18 protein-coding genes are annotated in these 20271 nt (G+C 43.3%); 16 read left to right on the top strand and 2 right to left on the bottom strand.

Annotation, left to right across the window (positions count from 1 at the left end):
- From nadA to yajC, 10 genes are all read left to right on the top strand, one after another.
- Nucleotides 1–1104 (top strand): quinolinate synthase NadA, encoded by a 1104-nt coding sequence (gene nadA / locus BQ5796_RS10865; RefSeq protein WP_071460254.1) that lies wholly within the window; start codon nucleotides 1–3, stop codon nucleotides 1102–1104.
- Nucleotides 1105–1323: 219 nt separating this feature from the next.
- Entirely contained in the window at nucleotides 1324–3045 is a 1722-nt protein-coding gene (gene safA, locus BQ5796_RS10860; protein WP_071460253.1) for a SafA/ExsA family spore coat assembly protein, read from the top strand.
- Nucleotides 3035–4015, top strand: coding sequence for a phosphotransferase (locus BQ5796_RS10855; RefSeq protein ID WP_071461268.1), 981 nt, complete (start codon nucleotides 3035–3037; stop codon nucleotides 4013–4015). Before safA ends, BQ5796_RS10855 begins: the two co-directional genes overlap by 11 nt.
- Before the next feature lie 77 nt (nucleotides 4016–4092).
- A complete protein-coding gene (locus BQ5796_RS10850; protein ID WP_234969334.1) occupies nucleotides 4093–4638 on the top strand; it encodes a BofC C-terminal domain-containing protein in 546 nt (181 codons plus the stop codon).
- A 142-nt stretch (nucleotides 4639–4780) separates the two neighbouring features.
- Complete coding sequence (gene ruvA, locus BQ5796_RS10845; RefSeq protein ID WP_071460252.1) at nucleotides 4781–5380, top strand: Holliday junction branch migration protein RuvA; 600 nt, start codon at nucleotides 4781–4783, stop codon at nucleotides 5378–5380.
- 27 nt (nucleotides 5381–5407) lie between these two features.
- Nucleotides 5408–6406 (top strand): Holliday junction branch migration DNA helicase RuvB, encoded by a 999-nt coding sequence (gene ruvB, locus BQ5796_RS10840; RefSeq protein WP_071460251.1) that lies wholly within the window; start codon nucleotides 5408–5410, stop codon nucleotides 6404–6406.
- Nucleotides 6403–6606, top strand: a complete 204-nt coding sequence (locus BQ5796_RS10835) for a DUF2905 domain-containing protein (RefSeq protein WP_071460250.1) — start codon at nucleotides 6403–6405, stop codon at nucleotides 6604–6606. Before ruvB ends, BQ5796_RS10835 begins: the two co-directional genes overlap by 4 nt.
- Before the next feature lie 20 nt (nucleotides 6607–6626).
- Nucleotides 6627–7655 (top strand): tRNA preQ1(34) S-adenosylmethionine ribosyltransferase-isomerase QueA, encoded by a 1029-nt coding sequence (queA, locus tag BQ5796_RS10830; RefSeq protein WP_071460249.1) that lies wholly within the window; start codon nucleotides 6627–6629, stop codon nucleotides 7653–7655.
- Between the two features lie 47 nt (nucleotides 7656–7702).
- The gene (tgt, locus tag BQ5796_RS10825; protein WP_071460248.1) at nucleotides 7703–8842 is read left to right on the top strand and encodes a tRNA guanosine(34) transglycosylase Tgt; all 1140 of its coding nucleotides are present in this window, start codon (nucleotides 7703–7705) and stop codon (nucleotides 8840–8842) included.
- Between the two features lie 39 nt (nucleotides 8843–8881).
- Nucleotides 8882–9157, top strand: coding sequence for a preprotein translocase subunit YajC (gene yajC, locus BQ5796_RS10820; RefSeq protein WP_071460247.1), 276 nt, complete (start codon nucleotides 8882–8884; stop codon nucleotides 9155–9157).
- Nucleotides 9158–9194: 37 nt separating this feature from the next.
- On the opposite strand, the gene BQ5796_RS10815 is transcribed toward yajC, so the two are convergent.
- The gene (locus tag BQ5796_RS10815) at nucleotides 9195–9575 is read right to left on the bottom strand and encodes a TIGR04086 family membrane protein (RefSeq protein WP_071460246.1); all 381 of its coding nucleotides are present in this window, start codon (nucleotides 9573–9575) and stop codon (nucleotides 9195–9197) included.
- A gap of 184 nt (nucleotides 9576–9759) precedes the next feature.
- Here BQ5796_RS10815 and BQ5796_RS10810 point away from each other — a divergent pair, with 184 nt between their 5' ends.
- The gene (locus BQ5796_RS10810) at nucleotides 9760–10413 is read left to right on the top strand and encodes a DUF421 domain-containing protein (protein ID WP_071460245.1); all 654 of its coding nucleotides are present in this window, start codon (nucleotides 9760–9762) and stop codon (nucleotides 10411–10413) included.
- Between the two features lie 6 nt (nucleotides 10414–10419).
- On the opposite strand, the gene spoVB is transcribed toward BQ5796_RS10810, so the two are convergent.
- Nucleotides 10420–11991, bottom strand: a complete 1572-nt coding sequence (gene spoVB / locus BQ5796_RS10805) for a stage V sporulation protein B (protein ID WP_071460244.1) — start codon at nucleotides 11989–11991, stop codon at nucleotides 10420–10422.
- Nucleotides 11992–12112: 121 nt separating this feature from the next.
- Between spoVB and BQ5796_RS10800 the strand changes: the two genes are divergently transcribed.
- The 5 genes from BQ5796_RS10800 (at nucleotide 12113) to BQ5796_RS10780 (ending at nucleotide 20218) form a co-directional block, all read left to right on the top strand.
- The gene (locus tag BQ5796_RS10800) at nucleotides 12113–12388 is read left to right on the top strand and encodes a post-transcriptional regulator (RefSeq protein WP_071460243.1); all 276 of its coding nucleotides are present in this window, start codon (nucleotides 12113–12115) and stop codon (nucleotides 12386–12388) included.
- Between the two features lie 117 nt (nucleotides 12389–12505).
- On the top strand, nucleotides 12506–14767 hold the full coding sequence (secDF, locus tag BQ5796_RS10795) for a protein translocase subunit SecDF (RefSeq protein WP_071460242.1): 2262 nt from the start codon (nucleotides 12506–12508) through the stop codon (nucleotides 14765–14767).
- A gap of 110 nt (nucleotides 14768–14877) precedes the next feature.
- Nucleotides 14878–17250: a single-stranded-DNA-specific exonuclease RecJ gene (gene recJ / locus BQ5796_RS10790; protein WP_071460241.1), complete on the top strand. Its 2373-nt coding sequence runs from the start codon at nucleotides 14878–14880 to the stop codon at nucleotides 17248–17250.
- Complete coding sequence (locus tag BQ5796_RS10785; protein ID WP_071460240.1) at nucleotides 17241–17753, top strand: adenine phosphoribosyltransferase; 513 nt, start codon at nucleotides 17241–17243, stop codon at nucleotides 17751–17753. Before recJ ends, BQ5796_RS10785 begins: the two co-directional genes overlap by 10 nt.
- Before the next feature lie 269 nt (nucleotides 17754–18022).
- Nucleotides 18023–20218 carry a RelA/SpoT family protein gene (locus BQ5796_RS10780; RefSeq protein WP_071460239.1) on the top strand — a complete coding sequence of 732 codons (2196 nt, stop codon included), beginning with the start codon at nucleotides 18023–18025 and terminating at the stop codon, nucleotides 20216–20218.
- The last annotated feature ends 53 nt before the right edge of the window (nucleotides 20219–20271 follow it).

Raw genomic sequence — 20271 nt, 5'->3', positions numbered from 1 at the left:
ATGAGTATGTTAAATGTGCTGAAGACAAGAGCAGGACAATTGCCTGATAAGTATAGAAAAATGGAAGACAGTGAGTTAAGGGAGATTGTATTATCTATAAAAGCTAAAATGGGAAAAAGGCTGTTTATTCCCGGACACCATTATCAAAAAGACGAAGTTATTATGTTTGCGGATGCAACAGGTGACTCGCTTAAACTTGCCCAATTGTCAGCAGCAAACAAGGAGGCGCAGCATATTGTTTTCTGTGGTGTTCATTTTATGGCAGAGACAGCAGATATCCTTTCTCTCGACCACCAGAAAGTCTACCTCCCTGATATGAGAGCAGGATGCTCCATGGCTGACATGGCTGACATTCATCAAACAGAAAGGGCTTGGCAGCTTCTCCAAGGCATATTTGGAGACAGCATCATTCCGCTTACCTATGTAAACTCTACTGCGGAAATTAAAGCTTTTGTAGGGGAGAACATGGGGGCGACAGTAACCTCATCCAATGCGGAAAAAATGTTGAATTGGGCATTTCAGCAGAAAGAAAGGGTCCTGTTTCTTCCTGACCAGCACCTTGGTAGGAATACCGCGTTCTCTCTCGGAGTGGGACTTGATGAAATGGCTGTTTGGAACCCTATTGATCACAAACTTGAAAGTGATGGTCCTCTCGAGAAAGTCAAAGTGATTTTGTGGAAGGGGCATTGCTCAGTCCACGAAAATTTCACAGCAGAGCAGATTAGAGAAGTCCGGAAAAATCATTCAGAAATGAAAGTAATTGTACATCCTGAATGTAGGCATGAAGTAGTGGAATTGGCCGACTTTGCTGGTTCAACAAACTATATTATTGAAAAAATACAATCTGCCCCTCCGGCATCTTCCTGGGCAATCGGTACAGAAATGAACCTTGTTAACCGGCTTATTTCTTGTCATCTTGATAAAACAATCGTTTCTTTAAATCCTCATATGTGTCCATGTCTCACCATGAACCGGATTGATCTTCCGCACCTGGCATGGTGTCTTGAATCAATTGACCAAGGAGAAGATCGGAACATTATAGCCGTTGACAGCAGAGTTGCTGAGTTTGCGAGAACTGCGCTTCAACGGATGCTTGACCAATGATAAAAGATAATTTCTTCAGGCTGCTGTCCCTTTTTATTTGAAAGAGACAGCAGCTTTTTTCGAGTTTTCTTAAAAATCCTAGTTTTTTTGACGGATAAGCTTTAATTTTGTTTGTTGCACATATACATGTCAAGAGAAAGAAAGTTTTTCATATTTTAATGGCAATTGGCCCATACCAACATACAATGTATGGACTTATGCATAGGAGGGGACACCAGAGTGAAAATCCACATCGTGCAGAAAGGGGATACTCTTTGGAAAATCGCCAAAAAATACGGCGTAAACTTTGAAGAGCTGAAGCAGATGAATACCCAGCTCAGCAACCCTGATATGATAATGCCCGGGATGAAAATCAAAGTCCCCGCAGCCGGAGGATCTGTTAAAAAGGAGGCTCCAATAAGCGGCGGAGGGGGAAAGGGTACAAAAATCAATGTTGGAAGCAAGAAAGAAATGCCAATAGTTGACCACCCATTCGCAAAGGAAAAACCTGTTCCGCTTCCAGAACAGGAATCACCTGAGGTCATATCGGAGGTCCCAAAACCAAAAGTGGAGCCAAAAGCACCGGTAAAGGAAATAAAGCCAAAAGCTCCTGTCGCAGTTCCAAAAACAGAAAAACCGTATGTTATGCCAAAGGCAGAACTGCCAATGAAGCACATTCCTAAACCGGCACCAAAACTTCCAAAGGCAGAAGCACCAAAAACATTGCCAAAGATTGAAGAGAAAGCGGCAGTTCAACAGGAAAACCCAATGAAGCCATACGTCCCTAAAATGCCTGCACCAGTAATCCCAGAAACAGATATACAAAATTATTATATGCAAAATATGGCTAACTTGGGTGTGCAGCCAAACGAACAGCCATTGCCTAAGTTGCCGCCAAAACCGGATAATATTTTTCCGCCGTTTAAGCAGCAAGCACATAATGCACAGCTTCAACCTACCGTTGAACCGGAATCGTCTTCAATGGTACCAACATCTCAAGGAGGTTTCCAACAGTCCATGATACCGTATCCATATAATTACTGTCCTGTTTCAACTGGAGTCCAAGGAGTCGGCTATTCTCCACAAGGAGGAATGCAGGGATATCCTTATCAGCCTAACTACGGAATGCCTGCAGCGTACCCTGCACCACAGGCGGAGATGGAATCCTCTTCCTATATCTCTATGCCGAATATGCCTCATATGGGAAGCGTAGGCGGAGCGAACATGCCAAATATGCCTCATATGGGAAGCGTAGGCGGAGCGAACATGCCGAATATGCCTCATATGGGAAGCGTAGGCGGAGCGAACATGCCAAATATGCCCCATATGGGAAGCGTAGGCGGAGCGAACATGCCGAATATGCCCCATATGGGAAGCGTAGGCGGAGCGAACATGCCAAATATGCCCCATATGGGAAGCGTAGGCGGAGCGAACATGCCGAATATGCCCCATATGGGAAGCGTAGGCGGAGCGAACATGCCGAATATGCCTCATATGGGAAGCGTAGGCGGAGCGAACATGCCGAATATGCCTCATATGGGAAGCGTAGGCGGAGCGAACATGCCGAATATGCCGCATATGGTGCATGATGGAAGTCAGGTTGCACCATTAATGACAATGCCAGATTGTGATCACCAAGGAACTCCTATCACTCCAGTATTACCGGGAACTGGTTTGTATGAGCCTGAGGGTTTCCCGCCGCATGCTGGAATGCATGGAGGAATGTCACCATATATGCACCATGGTTACATGCCGGCAGTCTCTCCTTACGGGTCACCAATGATGCATCAACCAAATGATTGCGGTTGTGGGGGAGGAAGCATGATGCCAACTCCTTATCATGGATATGGAATGACTCAAGTGCAAGGAGCTTATGATCCTTACATGGGGAATGTCATGATGCCAGATAATGCCCCGCCAATTATGTCAAGAGCGGAAGATGACGAAAGCGATGAGTATTAAACAAAATCAGGGAAGAGGCGATGGATTTATCGATCGTCTCTTCTCTTATTTAAGAACGGTGTTTTCAGAGAAAGTGCATGGAATTAAACCGATTCGCGCTCATGTTTATATGCTGAAATTAGGAGACAAAATATATATTATAAAAGGTTATCGGTCGGCTGAAAGGCTGAAGCTCCAGGAGGATTTTACCGATTCGATTCGTGCTGCGGGTTTTCTGAATTCTTATCTTTATCGAAGAATCCCATTCAAGCCGCTTTTTTTTGAAGGTTTGTACTATGGCATCCTTGAATATATTTATCCTCATCCTAACAGGCCATTTTCCTTTATGACCAGCAAGGAGAGAAAGGAAGGTTTGCAGCTTCTCTTATCGTATCATAGTGCTGCACAAAAATGCGTACCCCTATTCGAAAATAAGCTCCCACACATGGATCTTTATGAGAAATGGGAACAAAGATCGAGTAAATTCCTGCAAAATGAGTCAACTCTTCAAAGATATTTAGGCAAGCGAAAATGGAAAGAAATCATAGGCTGGTCAGAGGAAGCTTTGGACGGTTTGCTCCGTTTCGAATCGAACTTTCAAGACAAGGAAAGAACAATCCTTCATTGTGACTTGGCTTATCATAATTTCTTAAGGGGGGAAAATGGAGAGCTTTACTTAATTGATTTTGATTTAATTAGCATCGGTCCGGCGGATTATGATTATTTGCAGTATGCAGGTAGAATTCTCCCACATACAAATTGGTCACTCGCTGGTCTTTTTCGGACAGGAAAGTTGAAAGATTCGCTTAGCAATCCTGCTTTCCTGTATGGGCTTCTCTTTCCTTCCGATATTATGAGGGAGTGGAACCGCTTATTGGAAAGCGGGGTGCAGCTTACTTCGAGCAGAGTTGGAAGAATTCTGGAATTAACCGAAGGACAATTCGAAAAGAGACGAAGATTTGTCTCTACTATCCGCTCCCTTTTATATTAATCAAAAAATAAAAATGGATATTATTTCGTTTGTCGGCCACAATATAAAATGAAAAAAATAGAATGAGGTGGCCTCAAGTGGAATCACTAGCTGTACTAAAAAAGCTCGGCATGTCATTTTCCATCATCGGTTTGCTGCTGGCGGTGTCCGGAGAGGCAACCAGGGCCATCAATCCGGAAAAAGCAAAAGCAGCCGAAGTCGAAAGAGAGATAAGAGTGGTGCTTTTGCGATATTATCTTGATGGAGAAATAAGCAAAGAAACCATTTATGAAAATGTTAGTTCAATGAAAGATTTTTGGGTACGTTATCACACATGGCAACTAGTAAAACTGGAACAAGACCAAATAGTCTTCAGAAGAAGCATTGATGATATATCGCCTTTGTTAAAAGCGAACGGTTATTTTGGACTCTCAAACAACGATGTTTTGACAATTTACGATGGACCTCCAGGAAAAAGCAAAGTAATTCAGTCTTTTTATCAGATAGATGTTGGCAAATTGGAGAGCAGCACCCTTGAATTATTGAGGGAAGGTATTCCTGTAAAAACAAAAGCTTCTTTTGTTAAAGTATTGGAAACACTCAAGCCGATTGAAGACCAAGTTGGTGAGAGGCCGGGAAGTTGATCTTCTTGGCCTTTTGTCGTGGGCTGTTGACCTATTCAAGATTGTATGTTCGCATTTTTTTTCAAAACGATCGTTTTTTCTTCAATCCTCTGGAATTCTTATGATAAAATGGGTAACAGCACTGTGGAGGAGCGAAAATACATTGTATGAGTTTATTAAAGGATCAATAGATTATGTAGGTCCCGAATATATCGTGTTAGAGAATAACGGGATAGGCTATCAAGTATACACACCTAACCCTTTTGCCTTCACGAACGATTTGGAGCATGCTGCTGTAAAAGTATTTACCTATCATTATGTAAGAGAAGACACTGCAGCCCTTTATGGGTTCAGGTCACGAGAGGAAAAGGCACTGTTCATGAAGCTTCTCAATGTTACAGGTATTGGTCCTAAAGGAGCCCTAGCCATCCTCGCCTCCGGCAATCCGCAGCATGTTGTCGAAGCGATTGAAAATGAAGATGAAAGCTATCTTGTTAAGTTTCCTGGTGTAGGAAAGAAGACGGCAAGGCAAATGATACTGGATTTAAAAGGGAAGCTTCAAGAAATTGTACCTGATTACTTTCCTAACCTGTTCAACAACCATGTGCCTGCTTCTCCTGATGAACTGGATGAAGCATTGCTAGCATTGAAAGCGCTGGGGTATTCGGAAAAAGAAGTCCAAAAAGTCGTTCCGGAGTTAAGGAAAGAAAAGATGTCGACAGATCAGTATATTAAGAAGGCATTGCGAAAAATGTTGCGTTAATTTTTATGTTAAAGGGTGAACAAACAGATGGAAGAACGTATTCTCTCAGGGGAAGCTGGCGACCAAGATCTTTCATTTGAACAAAGCCTCCGCCCCCAAAATTTAAAACAGTATATCGGCCAGGAAAAAGTGAAAGCGAACTTGGAAGTTTTTATAGAGGCTGCAAGGCAAAGGCAGGAAACCCTTGATCATGTTTTGCTGTATGGTCCGCCTGGACTTGGCAAGACGACGCTAGCGGCGATTATCGCCAACGAAATGGGGGTTAACCTTAGAACCACCTCAGGACCAGCTATTGAACGACCGGGAGATCTTGCTGCAATCTTGACAGCTCTTGAACCGGGAGATGTGCTTTTCATTGATGAAATCCACCGGCTTCCCCGTTCTATCGAGGAAGTCCTTTATCCAGCGATGGAGGATTTCTGTCTCGACATTGTGATTGGGAAAGGTCCTTCTGCGAGGTCTGTCCGTCTTGATCTTCCGCCGTTTACCCTAATCGGTGCAACCACTAGGGCAGGTTCATTATCCGCCCCGCTTAGGGATAGGTTTGGGGTTCTTTCAAGACTGGAGTATTATGGAAAAGGACATTTAAGAGAAATTATTTCAAGAACGGCTATTCTGTTGGAGACAGAAATCAGCATAAAAGCAGCGGAAGAAATCGCTAGGAGGTCCAGAGGAACACCGAGGATTGCCAACAGACTGCTGAAACGCGTAAGAGATTTTGCCCAGGTGCGCGCAAATGGCGTGATAGATGAGCATCTTGCTTGCGATGCACTAGAATTAATGCAAGTGGACCGTTTAGGTCTTGACCATATTGACCATAAATTACTTAAGGGAATCATTGAGAAATTTAGAGGGGGACCAGTTGGTCTTGAGACCATTGCTGCTACCATTGGAGAAGAGTCCCATACGATTGAAGATGTATACGAGCCATATTTACTGCAGATTGGATTCCTTCAACGGACACCAAGAGGCAGGGTGGCAACAGCAGATGTATACCGACATTTCCATTTGGAGGTACCAGGATGACAATAGGCAAAGTGTTAATGATTGCAGGAGGAGTCCTTTTAGTGGCAGGCTTTTTGCTGCAGTTCATCAAGTTGGGCAGGCTTCCTGGAGACATCATGATGAAAAAAGGTAACACAACAGTATATTTCCCAATCATGACATCTTTAATTGCAAGTGTTCTCCTCTCTATAGTTTTTTATCTCATCGGGAAATTCCGTTAATCAGAATAGGGTGAAGAATAATGAAAGTGGATAGTTTTGATTTCCATTTACCAGAAGAATTGATTGCACAGACGCCGCTCGAGGTAAGAACCGACAGCAGGCTAATGGTGCTAGACAAAAAAACAGGGGGCATACATCACGAGAAATTCCGTACCATTGCCGAATATCTCCGGCCGGGGGATTGTCTCGTGCTTAATGATACAAGAGTATTGCCAGCAAGGCTTTACGGAATAAAAGAGGGGACCGGGGCGAAAATTGAAGTACTTCTTCTCAAACAGGAGGAAGGCGATATTTGGGAGACGCTTATAAAGCCTGCAAAACGTGTGAAAATCGGCACGGTCCTTACTTTTGGTGATGGCAGGTTAACTGCTGTATGTACGGCTGAAACCGAGCATGGCGGCAGATCTCTCCGGTTTCATTACGAAGGCATATTTTACGAGGTTCTGGATCAGCTAGGCGAGATGCCATTGCCGCCATATATAAAGGATGAGCTTGATGATAAGGATAGGTATCAGACTGTCTTTGCAAAAGAGAGAGGTTCTGCAGCAGCGCCGACAGCCGGACTTCATTTTACCCAGGAGCTTCTAGATGAAATTGCAAATAAAGGTGTACATCTTGCTTTCATCACGCTTCATGTAGGGTTAGGTACTTTCAGGCCAGTTAGCGTGGAAACCATCGATAAACATGAGATGCATGCGGAATTTTACCAGATGACAGAAGGTACTGCCAGGCTGTTGAATGAGGTGAGAGAACGCGGAGGCCGTATCATTTCGGTTGGCACAACCTCGACAAGAACGCTGGAAACCATTGCAAGAGATCACGGCGGTGTTTTCAAGGAAACCAGCGGTTGGACGGACATTTTCATTTACCCAGGATATGAATTCAAGGCAATCGACGGGATGGTAACTAACTTCCACCTTCCGAAATCTACGCTTGTCATGCTCGTGAGCGCATTAGCAGGAAGAGAGAACGTTCTTGAAGCGTATAGGAAGGCTGTCAAGGAACGATACAGGTTCTTCAGTTTCGGCGACGCCATGCTCGTCCTTTAGAAAGATATTAAATCGCTATCTATAAGCATCGGAAGGAGAAATAACAATTGCCTGCAATCACTTATGAATTAATCAAAACATGCAAGCAGACAGGAGCTAGGCTTGGCAGAGTGCATACACCGCATGGATCATTCGATACACCTGCTTTCATGCCTGTAGGTACGCTTGCTACTGTTAAAACGATGTCCCCAGAGGAACTGAAGGAGATGGGAGCAGGTATTATCCTTGGAAACACATATCACCTTTGGCTTCGTCCTGGGCACGAAATCATCAGGGAAGCGGGTGGACTCCATAAGTTTATGAACTGGGATCGCGCCATCCTGACAGATTCAGGCGGCTTCCAGGTATTCTCGCTCAGCAAGTTCAGGAAAATTGAAGAAGAAGGTGTCCACTTCCGCAACCATATGAATGGGGACAAGCTTTTTCTTTCACCCGAAAAGGCAATGGAAATTCAGAATGCTCTAGGATCGGATATCATGATGGCATTTGATGAGTGCCCTCCATATCCAGCAGAGCATGAATATATGCGGAAATCTGTTGAAAGGACATCAAGGTGGGCGGAAAGATGCCTGGAAGGGCATAAACGTCCGAATGATCAGGGGCTTTTTGGCATTATCCAGGGCGGAGAATACGAAGATTTGCGGAAACAGAGTGCAAAAGACCTTGTATCTCTTGATTTTCCAGGGTATGCCGTTGGAGGGCTATCGGTCGGGGAACCAAAGGATGTTATGAATCGAGTGCTGGAATTCACTACTCCTTTGCTTCCGTCAGGTAAACCTCGTTATTTGATGGGTGTAGGCTCTCCTGATTCGTTGATTGATGGAGCCATCAGAGGCATTGATATGTTTGACTGTGTTCTTCCAACGAGGATTGCCAGAAATGGTACCCTGATGACAAGTGAAGGACGTTTAGTTGTCAAGAACGCTCAATATGCCAGAGATTTTGACCCGATCGATAAGGAATGTGATTGCTATACATGCAGAAATTATTCACGCGCATATATTCGTCACTTAATTAAATCTGATGAAACCTTTGGAATTAGGCTTACGTCTTATCATAACCTTTATTTTCTGCTAAAATTAATGGAGCAGGTCAGAAAGGCTATCATGAAAGATAGGCTGGGAGATTTTAGGGAAGAGTTTTTTGAGCGCTATGGTTTTAATAAACCGAATGCCAGAAACTTTTAACATAAGGCTTGCAAATAAATAAAAGGAGGCTGATGAAGAATGAATAGTAGTTTGGTTAGTACAGTATTCCCACTGCTGTTAATGTTCGTGCTTTTCTATTTCCTGTTGATTCGTCCGCAACAAAAAAGGCAAAAAGCAGTACAGCAGATGCAAAGCGATTTGACAAAAGGGGATCGAGTTGTGACTATTGGTGGACTTCATGGGTTCGTGGATTCCATTGATGAGAATACTGTTGTCATTAAATGCGGTGATGGAAGCCGGCTTACATACGATCGCGGTGCCATTCGCGAAGTGATCCAAAAAGAAGGCGAATAAGAAGAAAGAAGAAGGAAGCAGTCCGCTGCTTCCTTCTTTAATTTTTCCCGGAGGTCATGTTAACCCCAAGAATGCCGCCCATCATTGCAGTGATAATATAGCAAACGTGGTAGACCATTTGTTCCATTGAAAAGAGGGAGTCATATCCGAGATATTGAAACAGCAAAACGAGGAGTGTATATGTACCGCCAGTCACCCCACCAAGCAGCCATCCTTTTTGCTTCCCCTTGCCTCCCGTAATGAATCCTCCAACAAAAAGAGCTATAAAGGAAATGGTTGTAACAATGTACTGCAGTGAATTTTCCTGAATAGCCGTGAACCTCAGGAGCAGTGAAAAGACCAGACTCCCTATAATTGCAAGTGAGAAGATGATACCCAGCCCATAAAGGACAGCAACCCCCATGTTCCTTGATTCCATTACTTCATCCCCTTTCTAACCGGAAACCAGGACCGGCGAGAAGTTTCTTTTAGTACAAGCATATTCATCGTTCAGAAAAGTAGAAGTTATTTTTGGGTTAGGGATTACTTAACAATAGAAAAACCTCATACTTTTTCTTTCTTGTAGGAACATAAAAAAGATTGTTTAAAAAGGAGAGATTGCCATGGACCAATACTTGATGATTGCTTTTCGGACATTATTGCTGTATGCTCTGATTATTTTTATCTTCAGGCTGATGGGAAAAAGAGAAGTTGGGGAGCTCAGCCTTCTGGATCTCGTTGTTTTTATCATGATAGCTGAAATCGCTGTACTAGCAATTGAGGAGACCAATATATCCCTTTTCCGCTCTCTCTTGCCAATCTTCCTTTTGGTTAGTATCCAGATGCTGCTTGCCTATATTTCTTTAAAAAGCAAGCGGTTTCGTGACCTAATTGACGGCAGGCCGACGATGATTATCAATAATGGAAAAATAGATGAACGGGAAATGCGCCGTCATAGGTATAACTTCGATGATTTATTACTTCAACTGCGCCAGCAGGGTTATGCGGATATCAGCCTTGTTGATTACGCGATTCTGGAGCCTTCCGGAAATCTTTCCGTTTTTTCGAAGGATGAAAACAGCAATAGGAGTCCAATGGCTGTTCCAATGATTGTCGATGGCACAGTCATGGAAGACAATTTGAAGATGCTGAATAAATCACAAAAATGGCTGGAGGAAAAGCTAAAAAATAAAGGCTTCATAAACCTTGAGAGTATATCTTTCTGCAGCTATAATAACGGGTCTTTTTTCATTGATTTGATCGATGCCAAAAAATAATATTATTTAGGTATTGCGAAAAAAGGAAAATTTCACTAATACTTTCCCGAAAACAGGGATCCTGCGTACCTCCTCTTTTTTCAATAATCCGGTTCCAATCGTTAGGGAAAAATAAACTACTGTAAGCGGGAAAGCAACGAAAATTATTTTCCAAGGCAACCCGAAGAATTCAGGAATAAAGTCAAATAGCAAAAAGCCTCCTCCAAGGGATAACCCTATAATTGTAAATGCCGCAGCATACTCACGGACCGCGAAGGTGAATGGGATCACTTTCAGCACTGTTGCAAAATGAAGTAGCGTAACGAGTACAATTCCTAGAGTAATTCCAAGGGCAACGCCGTTTATTCCGAAAGCTGGCTGGCTGGCCAAGAAAAAGACGGTTGCAGTCTTTGCAACATTCCCAATGAGGCTGTTCACCATTGCAGCTCTTGCAAGGTTTAAGGCTTGCAAGGTCGCCTGAAGCGGTCCTTGGTAATAGTAAAAAATAAAAAAAGGAGACATGAGCCTTATGAACTGGGAACCGCTCTCTGATCCGTACATTGCTAACATCAATGGTTCTGCTAAGACATATAAGAGCACAACAGCAATTCCGCCAGAAACAAGAGAAAGCCGAAGCGATTGCTGCAGCCGGTGCTCAATTAACGCATGATTGTTCTTGGAGTTAGCCTCGCTTATTGCTGGTACGAGGGCGGTTGAAAGTGAAAATGTGATGAAAGATGGCAGCATTAAGAGCGGCATGGCAAACCCTGTTAACGCACCGTATTGTCTTGTTGCAATAGAAGTGGCAACACCGGCGATTGCCAGACCCTGAGCAACAACAATCGGCTCGAAAAACCATGATACAGAACCAATTAGCCTGCTCCCTGTCGCTGGAATTGCTATGCTCATTAAATCTTCGAGAACGTCCTTCCCTGACTTAACCGCCCCGAAAAAGTTTCTCCGAAGCCTGAATTTTTTTCTGATTTTGAATGCAGCGACTATGTAAGCCAATGCGGCTAGTTCTCCTACGATAGCCGAAACCATTGCTGCAGCTGCGGCGTATTCCACACCATATGGTAGGAAAGTCTTGGTACATGCAGCAATCAGCATAATGCGGACAATTTGCTCCATTACTTGCGATAGGGCTGCCGGCTTCATATTTTGCAGCCCTTGGAAATACCCTCGAAGGACGGAAGATACAGCTGTAATTGGGATCACGGGTGCAATTGCTAAAAGCGGAAGCAGTGTTCGCGAATCGGTAAACAAATGCTGTGAAAGATAAGGAGCAAGCAAGATTAAGGTAGGTGTGAAGATAACGGATAAAGAAATAGTTAAGGCAAGGGATACGGTTAGGATTTTTTTAATTTTAGCATGATCTCCATTTGCCTTTGCTTCCGCAATATGCTTCGAGATGGCGACCGGGAGCCCCAGCTGGGTTATGGTTACCACAAGTATCAGGGTCGGAAAGGCCATCATGTATAGCCCCACTCCTTCTTCCCCTATAAATCTGGCAAGGACAATTCTATTTATAAACCCAAGCACTCTTGTTACTAATCCAGCGATGAGCAAAATGACAGTGCCTTTTAAAAATTTTGACATCTCTTTTCCCTGCCTTCTCAAAATAGCTTAATTCAGATACAATAAACTATATGCAACAATGTGGACAAAGCATGACAAGAATAGGTATATTCCATTTTCCTCAAATAGGGAGGCTGGTTTTATGAAAACCGGAGACAGGAAAACCGCATGGCCGCGCGAAGTAGAGCCTGCGCTGGAAAGCAAAATTGAAGAGTTTCGTATGTTAGGATTAAATCGGGTAACAGCGGAGGAGCTTTGGAATTATCTGAAGAGAAAAAAATGGGCAAAAATTGAAGGTGAGCTTCGGCGCTATCAGCTTGTTGCAGATATTCTCGCTGTTAAACCCGGGGAGTTTATCAGCTTTCAAACAGTGGAAGCCTTCAGAGAAGAGAATGTGGACCTGGATCTGTTGCGCTAAGAAACTTTCCTACCTTTAATTGACGGAATTTTTATTCTGTTACATAATGAAAAAACAATCGAACAACAAACCAATCCTAGCGTTTTTTGTTCATTTTTTAAGGAGGACTTATACATAATGGTAAAACGCAGCCGCATCCTCGCATTCTTTTTGATTCTCCTTCTTTTGGGAAGTGCGATGGGCGCCACAACCAATGGCATTATCGACAGAATTAAGCTTGGCCTTGATTTGCAGGGTGGATTTGAAGTCCTGTATGAAGTTCAGCCTGAGAATGGGAAGAAAGTTGACCGTGAAACGCTCGTCAGCACCTCTAAAGCATTAGATAAACGAGTGAATGTGCTTGGCGTCAGTGAACCTAATATCCAGATAGAGGGGGATAACCGCATCCGTGTACAGTTAGCGGGTGTGAAAGACCAAAGTAAAGCGCGGGAAATCCTGTCAACAGAGGCGAACCTGAGCTTTAGAGATGTCAATGATAGACAAATGCTCGATGGAACCGACCTTGCAGAAAATGGAGCGAAACAAAGCTTTGATGAGAATGGCGCTCCAAGTGTCTCCATCACATTAAAAAACGCCGAAAAATTCGGTGATGTTACAAAGCAGATACTGGAAATGGCTCCAGAGAACCAGCTCGTCATCTGGCTTGATTTTGAAGAAGGAAAAGATAGCTATAAGGAAGAGCGTGCCAGGAAGAATCCAAAGTATCTCTCAGACCCTGCTGTAAGGGAAATCTTGAATCAAAAGACCGTTCAAATTACAGGTAATTTCTCCATCGAGGAAGCAAAAGAACTTTCAGATCTTCTGAATGCTGGAGCACTGCCGGTTAAGCTCAAGGAAGTTTATTCCACTTCCGTTGGTGCCCAATTTGGAGAACAAGCCTTAAACGAGACAATACTCGCGGGCATAGTCGGTGTATCAGTCATTTTTGCATTCATGCTCCTATACTATCGTTTCCCAGGCTTCATCGCGGTAGTTTCCCTAGTGATTTACATGTATCTCATCCTGCTCGTGTTCGATTGGATGAATGGGGTACTGACACTTCCTGGAATTGCAGCACTGATTCTTGGTGTAGGTATGGCGGTAGATGCCAATATCATCACATATGAGCGGATAAAAGAAGAGTTGAAAGTAGGCAGGAACATCAAGGCTGCGTTTGAAACCGGCAGCAAAAACTCTCTTTCTACTATCCTTGATGCCAACTTTACAACAATGATTGCCGCAGTCGTTTTGTTCTTCTATGGACAAAGCTCTGTGAAGGGCTTTGCGACAATGCTGATTTTAAGTATTCTTGGAAGCTTTATCACAGCTGTTTTTGGATCAAGGCTTTTCCTTGGTATGTGGGTTAAATCCGGTTTGTTTAACGGGAAGCCAGAATGGTTTGGGGTAAAGAAGAGCGAAATCCATCATATCTCTGAAAATGTGGATACGCTTGATTTGAAAACAAGGTTTGATAAATTTGACTTTGTTAAAAATTACAAGAAGTTCTTCCTTGGTTCAGCAGCGTTCATTATAGCTGGGTTTATCATTCTTGGTGTGTTTAAGCTTAATCTTGCCATTGATTTCTCAAGCGGAACCCGGGTGGAATTCATAGGAAAAGAACCCCTGACCACTCAAGAAGTAAAGACAGAGTTAGGGAAAGCCGGAATCAAAACCGATGATATCGTTATATCTGGTGATAATAAAGACATAGGTGTTGCTCGATACAAAGGTGTGTTATCAAAACAAGAAGTATTAGATTTGAAAAAGCACTTCAAAGAAAAGTATGGATCTGAACCGAATGTGAGTACAGTTTCACCTACAGTCGGAAAAGAACTAGCGAAAAATGCGTTTATCGCCTTGGTGATTGCTTCTATTGGGATTATCATTTATGTCACAGTTCGATTCGAGATTTATATGGCGCTTGCTGCAATTGTTTCCCTTCTGCATGATGCCTTCCTGATTGTCGCTGTCTTCAGTTTATTACGCCTTGAAGTAGATATGACATTCATTGCGGCCATTTTGACAATTGTGGGTTATTCCATCAATGATACAATCGTAACCTTCGATCGGATGCGTGAGAATATGCAGAAAAAACGCCGTCTTAAAACACCAGAAGATGTTGCGGAAATCGTCAATAAAAGCTTGCGTCAAACGCTTGGCCGCTCCGTTAATACGGTGCTAACAGTCGTCATCACCGTTGTCTCACTGTTGATCTTCGGAAGCGAGTCGATTTGGAATTTCTCATTCGCTCTCCTTATCGGTCTAGTATCAGGAACCTACTCTTCTGTCTTTATTGCTGCACAGCTTTGGTATGTATGGAAGAAGAAGGAGCTTAAGAAAAAAGGAACAATCAAAACATATAAAGAGAAACGTAAATACAGCGATGAGCCACAAGTATAAAATTTAATGTTGCAGGCCGCAGGGAATCCCTGCGGTCTCTCTTATTGTCCGCAACTTGCATTGAAACGAAAACGCCGCTTCTGTATAATGAAAAAGTTAGGGGTGAAAGCATGTTAAAGTCCAGAACAAGGTGGGTAATGAATCCTCCTGATAATGAGAATATAAAAATAGCAGAAGAACTATCAGAAGAGCTGAATCTTGCCCCTCTTACGGCAAGTCTGCTAGTCAACAGGGGAATCACAACAGCAGCGGAAGCTAGGTGTTTCTTATTTGGAGATGGGGCAGATTTTCATGACCCATTCCTCCTTCAAGATATGGATAGAGCAATTGAACGCATAAATTCGGCAATCACCAGCCAGGAACCAATCATGATTTTTGGAGATTATGATGCGGACGGTGTCAGTTCCACGACGATTATGATGAGAGCGCTAGGGGAAATGGGTGCCAATGTCCGTTACTATATCCCCAACCGGTTTACGGAAGGGTACGGGCCAAACGAGCTAGCATTTCGGAAAGCATCAGAGAATGGCATCAGGTTGATCATTACAGTGGATACGGGGATTTCGGCGCTACATGAAGCGGATGTAGCCAAAGAACTGGGGATGGACTTAATTATTACGGACCATCATGAGCCTGGTCCTAAACTTCCGCAAGCTTTTGCGATTATTCATCCAAAGCTTCCCGGCAGTTGCTATCCTTTCCGGGATCTTGCTGGTGTAGGAGTGGCATTCAAGGTTGCGCATGCGCTGCTTGGCAGAGTTCCTGAGGAACTATGCGAAATAGCTGCAATCGGTACCATTGCTGACCTTGTTCCGCTTCGGGATGAAAACAGATTGATTGCGAGAAAAGGAATCTTGCAGGCAAAGACAACCCAGAATGCTGGTTTGCGTGCATTATTATCGCTGGCCAAAGCGGATGCTAATGCCATCAATGAAGAATCATTTGGTTTTCTCATCGGTCCGAGGATTAATGCAGCGGGAAGACTGGGGAGTGCTGATCCTGCTGTAGAACTCCTAATGACCGAAGACAAGTTAGAGGCGGAAGCGCTTGCTTCCGAGATTGATAGACTGAACAAAGAGCGTCAGGCACTCGTATCCGCTATTTCGGAAGAGGCAATCAAAGAAGTAGAGACATACTATCCAACAGATGAAAATCGGGTCTTAGTCATTGGCAATGAATGCTGGAATCCTGGTGTCATTGGTATCGTTGCATCAAGGCTTGTAGAAAAGTTCTACAGGCCGGCCATTGTTTTAAGCTTTGACAGAGAGAAAGGAATTGCGAAAGGTTCTGCCAGGAGCATTCCAGGATTTGATCTGTTCCAAAATCTCTCCTCTTGCCGAGAATTGCTGCCACACTTCGGAGGACACCCGATGGCTGCAGGCATGACGCTTGATTTGGACAATGTAGGGGAGTTAAGGGCGAGGCTTAATGACCTTGCACATGCTCAGCTTTCCGAGGAGGAGCTCATTCCGGTTACAGAACTGGAGGCCGCTCCGAGCCTAGGAGAAATCTCTCTCGAAACGATTGAACAGTTGAACATGCTATCACCGTTTGGAGTGGCAAATCCGAAGCCGAAGTTTCTCGTCAAGAATGCTGCGCTTTCGTCGATGAGAAAAATTGGAGGAGACAAGACGCATTTAAAAGTAACACTTGCTGATCAAGGAAATCAGCTAGATGGTATTGGGTTTGGTCTTGGCAGCCTTTATGATCATATCTCACCGCTGGCAAAGGTATCGGTTATCGGCGAATTGTCGATTAATGAGTGGAATAATATTCGAAAACCGCAAATATTTCTGCATGATATTGCGATTGATAACTGGCAAATGTTCGATTTGCGCGGCATGAAAGGATCTGGGAAATTAAAGAGTACTGTCCCAATGGATACGCTACCAATTCTTTTTAACTCTGGAAATCTAGAAAGATTTCAAGGAGCGTTTGCGTGCGAGATCATCACCATCCTTTCAGAAGAAGATGCTAAAACGGTGGAGCTTGGCGGGAGGAACATTATGCTGCTTGATTTGCCTCCATCTAAGGAACTCTTGGTGAAACTCCTGGAAGGCAAAACGCCATCAAGGCTCTATGTACATTTCTACAAAAATAACAGCGAATTTTTCAGCACAATGCCAACAAGGGAGCACTTTAAATGGTTCTATGCGTTTCTTGCCAAGAAAGGTCCTTTTAATCTAAAGGATTATGGGGAAGAACTTGCAAAATATCGCGGTTGGACATCAGAAACCGTCAATTTTATGTCAAAGGTGTTTTTTGAACTTGATTTTGTTAAAATAAACAATGGACTATTAGCCTTAGAAAAGAACGCTTTGAAAAAGGACTTGTCTGAATCAAAAACCTATCAGGAAAAACTAGCGACTTTTACTCTTGAGAATGATTTGCTTTATTCTTCCTATGAACAGTTGAAAGACTGGTTCGACCAGGTCATTCAAGGGTCGGTGCAAAATGAGGAGGCAGTTGAAGAATGGATTTAAAACAATTTGTGACAATCGTACCCGATTGGCCGAAGCCGGGTATTAAGTTCAAAGATATTACAACATTAATGGATAATGGCGAAGCATACAAGTATGCGACAGATCAAATTGTCCAGTATGCACAGGAAAAAGGAATCGAACTTGTTGTTGGGCCAGAAGCCCGTGGTTTCATTATCGGGTGCCCAGTAGCGTATTCTCTTGGGGTAGGATTTGCTCCTGTCCGCAAGGAAGGCAAGCTTCCTAGGGAAACCATCAAGATCAATTATGGTCTGGAGTATGGCAAGGATGTACTGACTATCCACAAAGATGCAATCAAGCCAGGACAAAAAGTGTTAATCACGGATGACCTGCTTGCGACAGGCGGAACAATTGAAGCGACCATCAAGCTGGTAGAAGAGCTTGGCGGAGTAGTTGCAGGAATTGCATTCTTGATTGAGTTGTCCTATTTGGAAGGACGTTCAAAACTCGAAGGCTACGATGTTTTAACCTTGATGAAATACTGATAATGATTTGAGCCTCCGTGAAAATCACGGAGGTTTTATAATAGCATCGGAAAACTTCTAAATTTTAATAGGAAAAAACAAATAATTTTCGACAAAATTCCACTTTATCCATTGAAATACATCCTTTCTCTTTACATCTATCCCATTTTCTTTGATAATAAAAACAATACTCTTTTATATGAATCACAAGGTACATGTTTCTTCAGACTATTGACAATGGGAGTTAAACGAACTCTCTGATTTTAATAATAAATAAGGTGAGATCCTAAATGGCGAATGATCATGTGATGACCGCCGAGCAAGTCATCGAACTGACTAAAACATATTTAAATGATGAGAATGTTGAACTGGTACAAAGAGCTTATGAATTTGCCAGAGATGCCCATCACGACCAGTTTCGCAAATCTGGCGAGCCTTATATTATCCATCCCATTCAGGTTGCCGGCATCCTGGCTGATTTGGAAATGGATCCATCCACAGTGGCTGCCGGTTTCTTGCATGATGTAGTAGAAGATACTTCCGTCACGATGCAGGGTATCGAAGAAGCTTTCAACGCTGAAGTCGCGATGCTTGTAGATGGTGTGACAAAGCTTGGAAAGATTAAGTACAAATCCCATGAGGAGCAACAAGCGGAAAATCATCGGAAGATGTTTGTGGCTATGGCTCAGGATATTCGAGTCATCCTTATTAAACTCGCTGACAGGCTCCATAACATGCGAACACTTAAGCATTTGCCGCCAGAAAAGCAGCGCAGAATTTCTAATGAAACGCTTGAAATCTTTGCTCCTCTTGCGCATAGGCTTGGGATATCGAAAATCAAGTGGGAGCTTGAGGACACGGCTTTACGGTACTTGAACCCGCAGCAATACTACCGGATTGTAAATCTCATGAAGCGTAAGCGAGCGGAGCGCGAGCGCTACCTCGATGATGTTATTGATGAAGTGCGGGAAAGGCTGGATGAGGTAGCCATCACTTCGGAAATTTTCGGGAGACCCAAGCATATATACAGCATTTACCGAAAGATGGTTCTGCAGAATAAGCAGTTTAACGAAATTTACGATTTGCTTGCTGTCCGAATCGTCGTCAAAAGCATCAAAGACTGCTATGCAGTCCTTGGAATCATCCACACATGCTGGAAGCCAATGCCAGGACGGTTTAAGGATTATGTTGCAATGCCTAAACCGAATATGTACCAGTCATTGCATACGACAGTCATCGGGCCAAAAGGCGATCCGCTTGAAGTACAGATACGTACGGAGGAAATGCACAGGATTGCCGAGTTCGGTATCGCGGCTCACTGGGCATACAAGGAAGGGAAACCACTCAATGAAAGCTCAGCATTCGAGAAAAAATTGACATGGTTTCGCGAGATATTGGAGTTTCAGAATGAAACGGCAAATGCCGAAGAGTTTATTGAGTCTTTGAAAATTGATCTTTTTTCCGATATGGTTTTCGTATTTACGCCTAAAGGCGATGTGATCGAATTGCCTGCCGGTTCTGTACCAATCGATTTCGCCTACCGCATCCATTCTGAAATCGGAAATAAAACCATTGGGGCCAAAGTAAATGGCAAAATGGTCACTCTCGACTATATATTGAAAACAGGCGATATTGTCGAAATCATGACATCTAAGCATTCCTATGGTCCCAGCCAGGATTGGCTTAAGCTTGCTCAAACTTCTCAGGCGAAAAACAAAATCCGCCAATTTTTCAAAAAACAGCGGAAAGAGGAGAACGTCGAGAAAGGTAAGGAAATGGTTGAAAAGGAAATTCGGTCAATGGAATTCGAACCGAAAGAAATTTTAACAGCCGAAAATATCAAACGTGTTGTGGAGAAATTTAATTTTGTTAATGAGGAAGATATGTATGCTGCTGTTGGCTACAATGGAGTAACAGCTCTACAGGTAGCAAACAGGTTAACGGAAAAATGGCGAAAAATTCGCGATATGGAGCAAGAGAAGAACATCGCTGAGGCTGTTTCAGAATTAAAAGGAATTGCACCTGTTAAGAAACGAGAGTCAGGTGTCAGAGTGTCTGGCATTGACAATCTTCTTATCAGGCTCTCGCGCTGCTGCAATCCGATACCAGGCGATGAAATTGTCGGATTCATTACAAAAGGGCGCGGTGTTTCTGTCCACCGTGCAGACTGCACGAACATCAACACGGAAGACGCCCAGGCAAGGCTGATACCTGTTGAATGGGAAACAGGCCTTAATGACCGGAAGGAATACAATGTTGATATAGAAATCAGCGGCTATGACCGTCGTGGACTTTTAAATGAAGTTCTACAGGCAGTCAATGAAACGAAGACAAATATTTCAGCAGTCTCTGGAAAATCTGATCGCAATAAGGTTGCTACTATAAATATGTCTATCGCTATCCATAATGTTAGCCACCTTCATAAAGTGGTAGACAGAATAAAGCAGATTCGTGATATTTACTCGGTGAGAAGGGTATTGAACTGACCCTTTTCTTCCAATATCAAAAATTGGTGCCTGATGATTCAGGCACTATTTGA

Origin of the sequence: Bacillus massilinigeriensis, assembly GCF_900111815.1 — a bacterium.
In the GTDB taxonomy this organism is placed as follows: domain Bacteria; phylum Bacillota; class Bacilli; order Bacillales; family Cytobacillaceae; genus Mesobacillus_C; species Mesobacillus_C mediterraneensis.
This window is presented reverse-complemented; position numbering and strand designations above follow the sequence as displayed.

Excerpts from the sequence above, each read along its gene's own strand:
- yajC (WP_071460247.1), top strand. The coding sequence starts at position 8,882 with ATGAATAGTAGTTTGGTTAGTACAGTATTCCCACTGCTGTTAATGTTC.
- recJ (WP_071460241.1), top strand. The coding sequence starts at position 14,878 with ATGTTAAAGTCCAGAACAAGGTGGGTAATGAATCCTCCTGATAATGAG.
- queA (WP_071460249.1), top strand. The coding sequence starts at position 6,627 with ATGAAAGTGGATAGTTTTGATTTCCATTTACCAGAAGAATTGATTGCA.
- ruvB (WP_071460251.1), top strand. The coding sequence starts at position 5,408 with ATGGAAGAACGTATTCTCTCAGGGGAAGCTGGCGACCAAGATCTTTCA.
- BQ5796_RS10835 (WP_071460250.1), top strand. The coding sequence starts at position 6,403 with ATGACAATAGGCAAAGTGTTAATGATTGCAGGAGGAGTCCTTTTAGTG.
- BQ5796_RS10800 (WP_071460243.1), top strand. The coding sequence starts at position 12,113 with ATGAAAACCGGAGACAGGAAAACCGCATGGCCGCGCGAAGTAGAGCCT.
- BQ5796_RS10785 (WP_071460240.1), top strand. The coding sequence starts at position 17,241 with ATGGATTTAAAACAATTTGTGACAATCGTACCCGATTGGCCGAAGCCG.
- BQ5796_RS10810 (WP_071460245.1), top strand. The coding sequence starts at position 9,760 with ATGGACCAATACTTGATGATTGCTTTTCGGACATTATTGCTGTATGCT.
- BQ5796_RS10780 (WP_071460239.1), top strand. The coding sequence starts at position 18,023 with ATGGCGAATGATCATGTGATGACCGCCGAGCAAGTCATCGAACTGACT.
- nadA (WP_071460254.1), top strand. The coding sequence starts at position 1 with ATGAGTATGTTAAATGTGCTGAAGACAAGAGCAGGACAATTGCCTGAT.
- BQ5796_RS10815 (WP_071460246.1), bottom strand. The coding sequence starts at position 9,575 with ATGGAATCAAGGAACATGGGGGTTGCTGTCCTTTATGGGCTGGGTATC.
- spoVB (WP_071460244.1), bottom strand. The coding sequence starts at position 11,991 with ATGTCAAAATTTTTAAAAGGCACTGTCATTTTGCTCATCGCTGGATTA.
- BQ5796_RS10855 (WP_071461268.1), top strand. The coding sequence starts at position 3,035 with ATGAGTATTAAACAAAATCAGGGAAGAGGCGATGGATTTATCGATCGT.
- secDF (WP_071460242.1), top strand. The coding sequence starts at position 12,506 with ATGGTAAAACGCAGCCGCATCCTCGCATTCTTTTTGATTCTCCTTCTT.